General features: G+C 69.7%; 6 protein-coding genes. All 6 read left to right on the top strand.

Features of this window, described 5'->3' with window-relative positions; genetic code table 11:
- Nucleotides 1–934: response regulator (locus ACT6S0_RS27285; RefSeq protein WP_444766862.1), on the top strand; the 934-nt coding region annotated here is incomplete at its 5' end.
- An 81-nt stretch (nt 935–1,015) separates the two neighbouring features.
- Nucleotides 1,016–1,402: a GFA family protein gene (locus ACT6S0_RS27290; RefSeq protein WP_444766863.1), complete on the top strand. Its 387-nt coding sequence runs from the start codon at nt 1,016–1,018 to the stop codon at nt 1,400–1,402.
- A 203-nt stretch (nt 1,403–1,605) separates the two neighbouring features.
- The gene (locus ACT6S0_RS27295) at nt 1,606–1,992 is read left to right on the top strand and encodes a hypothetical protein (protein ID WP_444766864.1); all 387 of its coding nucleotides are present in this window, start codon (nt 1,606–1,608) and stop codon (nt 1,990–1,992) included.
- 63 nt (nt 1,993–2,055) lie between these two features.
- A complete protein-coding gene (locus ACT6S0_RS27300; protein ID WP_444766865.1) occupies nt 2,056–2,556 on the top strand; it encodes an endonuclease V in 501 nt (166 codons plus the stop codon).
- A gap of 165 nt (nt 2,557–2,721) precedes the next feature.
- Nucleotides 2,722–3,120, top strand: a complete 399-nt coding sequence (gene cueR / locus ACT6S0_RS27305) for a Cu(I)-responsive transcriptional regulator (protein ID WP_444766866.1) — start codon at nt 2,722–2,724, stop codon at nt 3,118–3,120.
- Nucleotides 3,121–3,169: 49 nt separating this feature from the next.
- Nucleotides 3,170–3,570: hypothetical protein (locus ACT6S0_RS27310; RefSeq protein ID WP_444766867.1), on the top strand; the 401-nt coding region annotated here is incomplete at its 3' end.

Below are 3,570 nucleotides of genomic sequence, written 5' to 3' on the forward strand. Positions count from 1 at the left end.
CGCCCAGGCCCTGCGCGAGGTTGAAGCCGGCATGGCGCAGCGCCTGGCCCAGCAGCGCGGCGAGGAAGAGCGCGTCGAGGCCGAACGGGCACGCGCTGACCGCGAGGACGCGGCCCGCTTCGAGGCCCAGGCCCTCGCCGCCCGCGAAACCGCGGCGGCGGCCGAAGCGCAGCGGCAGGAAGAACAGCGCGCCGAGGCGCAGCGCCTGGACGCCGAACGCCTGGCTCGCGAGGCCGAGGAAAACGCCGCGCGCGAGGCGGCTGCCGCAGCCGAGTTGCAGCGCCTGGCCGAGGCGCGTGCCGAGGCCGAACGGCTGGAAACCGAACGCCTTGCCCAGGAACAAGCCGCACGCGAAGCCGAAGCCCACACAGCGGCCGAAGCGCGGCGCCTGGCCGAGGCACAAGCCGAAGCCGAACGGCAGCGGGCCGAGCGCGAGACCGCCGAGAGCCTGGCGCGCGAGGAAGCGGCCCGGCAGGCGGCACGGCTGGAAGTGGAGCGCGCTGCCGCCGAAGCCGCTGCGGCTGCCGTCCCACCGGCGAGCCGTGAACTGCGCGTCGACGAGACACTGGTGCTGGTTGCCGACGACTCCAAGATCGTGCGCGTCAAGATCAGCCGCCTGCTGGCCGGCCAGGGCTACCGCGTCGCACTGGCTGAAAGCGGCGAACAAGCCCTTGAGCTGATGGCCGGCGAACGCCCGCACCTGCTCGTCACCGACGTCGAGATGCCCGGCATCGACGGCTTCGAGCTGACGCGCAAGGTGCGCGCCGCTGCCGCCACGGCGGCGTTGCCCATCGTCATGATCACGTCCTCCGACGACAAGCAGGAAGAGGCCCGCGCCGCCGGCGTCACCCAGCTGCTGGGCAAGCCCTATTCCGAGGAGGCGCTGATTGCCGCCATCGAGAGGGCCCGACTTGCGGTGCGCGTGTCTGCCTGAGTCCCTGCAGGGGCAGCTCGACCCCGCCGCGTGGTTTCCGGTGTCGGAGGTATCCGGCCGGTGCTGGCGGCGCGACCCGACATGAGCGCCGCCGCAGACGTTGCCCCGCTCCTGCACGGCAGCTGCCACTGCGGCGCCGTGCGCCTGACGCTGCCTTTCGCGCCCGAGAAGGCGACGAACTGCAACTGCTCGCTGTGCCGGCGCCTTGGCGGGCTTTGGGCCTACTACGAGTTCGGCACGGTAGCGGTGGAAGGTCACCCCGAGCACACGGCCGAGTACATCTGGGGCGACAGGACCCTGCGCACGCTGCGCTGCGCGCATTGCGGCTGCGCGACTCACTGGGAGCCGCTGGTGCCCGAGCCCGGCGCGCGGCACGGCGTGAATCTGAACAATTTCGACCCGCAGCTGCGGGCATCAGTCCAGGTGCGTCGCTTTGACGGGGACGACAGCTGGACGTTCCTGGATTGATGTCCCCGCCAAGGCGCGGGTAAATTCGCGCGTCGGAATTCCAGGAGACGCCTTTGCTCTGCCCTTCTTGCCGGTCCCGAACCCTGGCCCCTTCCGAGCTGGAAGGCGGCCTAGCCTGCCTGGGCTGCGAGCAATGTGGAGGCGCCCTGGTCGAGCTGTCGATCTATGGCCGCTGGGTCGCCCAACGCGACGCTGCAGTCGCATTGCCTTCCGACACCGACGCCTTCGAGGCGACGGAGTCGAAGCAGGCGCTGTGCTGCCCGACCTGCCAGCGCATCATGGTCAAGTTCAAGGTGGCTGCCGATGCGGCGCATGGGCTGGATTTCTGCTTCCACTGCGAGAAGGTCTGGCTGGATGCAGGCGAGTGGCGCTATCTGGGCGGCCTCGGCCTGCAGACCCGCCTGCGGTCCGTCTGCACCGAACCCTGGCAACGCCGCATCCGCGAGGAAACCAGCGCCAGGCAGCGAACGGCGCTGCTGAAGCAGGCGCTGGGTGAGGACGTGTTCGCCACGGCCGAGGCCTTCCGTGCCTGGCTCGTGCAGCAACCCAAGAAGGCCGACATCCTCAGGTATCTCGGCAGCGAGGAGTAAGGCGACGCTTCACCGCCGCCAGCAGCTTGGTCGTCGATCGACCCGCCGCGCTCATACTCCCACATGAAACTCGCAGTCGCAGTTCACTTCGATGGCGCGCAGGCCAATGCCGCCGCTGTAGCTTTCGACGCCTGGGACGCCGCCGAAGCGACGAAGATGCATGTCTCGCGCATCGCCCATGTCGAAACGGCCGCACGCGGAGAAATCGACCTGCGGCAACTGCCCTGCGTGATGCAGTTGCTGCGCGAGCACGGCCTGGCGCCCGAGCTCATCCTGTTTGAAGGCTTCGTCCATCTGGATGCCGACGAAGCACCGGGCCTCGGCCAGCATCTGTTTAATGCGCTGGGCGGCAAGGTGCCTGTCGTCGGTGTTTCCAAGAAGAGCCTGCCCGGCCTGTCGGCGCAGGTCGAGGTCATGCGCGAAGAGGAAGCGCCGCCGCTGTGGGTGACCTGCGCGGGCATCGACATCGGAGCGGCCAAGGCGCGACTGCGCGCCATGCACGGCAGAAAGCGGGTGCCCACGCTGATGAAGCTCGTCGCTCGCCTGGCGAAGAACCCGGATTGATCGCCCGGCAGCAGCAACAGCGCCGTTCCCCATGACCCAACGCAAAGCACAAGCCGCTTGACCTTGCCATGATGGCAAGCTTGACGATGCCAGCATGAACACCACCACCACCGCCGACGCGCTGATCCTCAAGCGCTGGCGCGGCAGCGCCACGGAGACCCGAGCATGAACATCGGTGCAGCGGCCCAGGCGGCCGGCGTGTCGGCCAAGATGATCCGCCATTACGAGAGCCTGGGGCTGCTGGCCGCGCCTGCGCGCACCGATGCCGGCTACCGCGTCTACGGCCCGCGCGAGGTGCATCAGCTGCGCTTCATCCGCCACTCGCGTGACCTCGGCTTCTCGCTCGAACAGATCCGCGCCCTGCTCGGCCTGTGGCAGGACCGCGCCCGGCCCAGCCGCGAGGTGCGCGCACTGGCGGCCACGCACCTGGCCGAGCTGGAAGCCAAGCTCACGGAGCTGCAGGCGATGCAGGCGACGCTGGAGCAGCTGGTGCACAGCTGCCACGGCGACGAGCGGCCCGACTGCCCCATCCTCGACACGCTGGGCGCGGTAACAAAGCGCTGACATAACCGCGCTATCGTTGCCCGTCCCTCACCAGCCCAGCGAGCCCACGATGCGCCTCGTCCTCCTTGCCACCCTGGCCCTGGCCACTGTCAGCGCCGCCCAGGCCACCTCCTTTGCGTCCTCCGCCGCGGGCGCCGGTTCGGCGTCGTCGGGCAGCGTGTCCGACTCCTTCAAGGCCTCGTCCGGCAGCAGCAGCGGCGGCGAAAAGCGCGCCGAGGGCCGCTACCGCGTCACCGATGTAGCCCAGGCCGACGCCGGCAAGTTGCGGCTGACGCTGGCCCGCGACGGCACCGCCCAACCCAATGACACCGTCGAGCTGACCCTGCCGCAGCAGGCCCTGGCCGCGCGCCCCGTCAACGTCGGCGACGCGGTGCAGGCCACGCCCCAGCCCTACGGCGTCGCGTTCGCGCATGCCGACACCGGCCAGGCCTTCTTCCTGGTGCTGGAAGA

Origin of the sequence: Roseateles sp., assembly GCF_052436255.1 — a bacterium.
Taxonomy (GTDB): domain Bacteria; phylum Pseudomonadota; class Gammaproteobacteria; order Burkholderiales; family Burkholderiaceae_C; genus Pelomonas.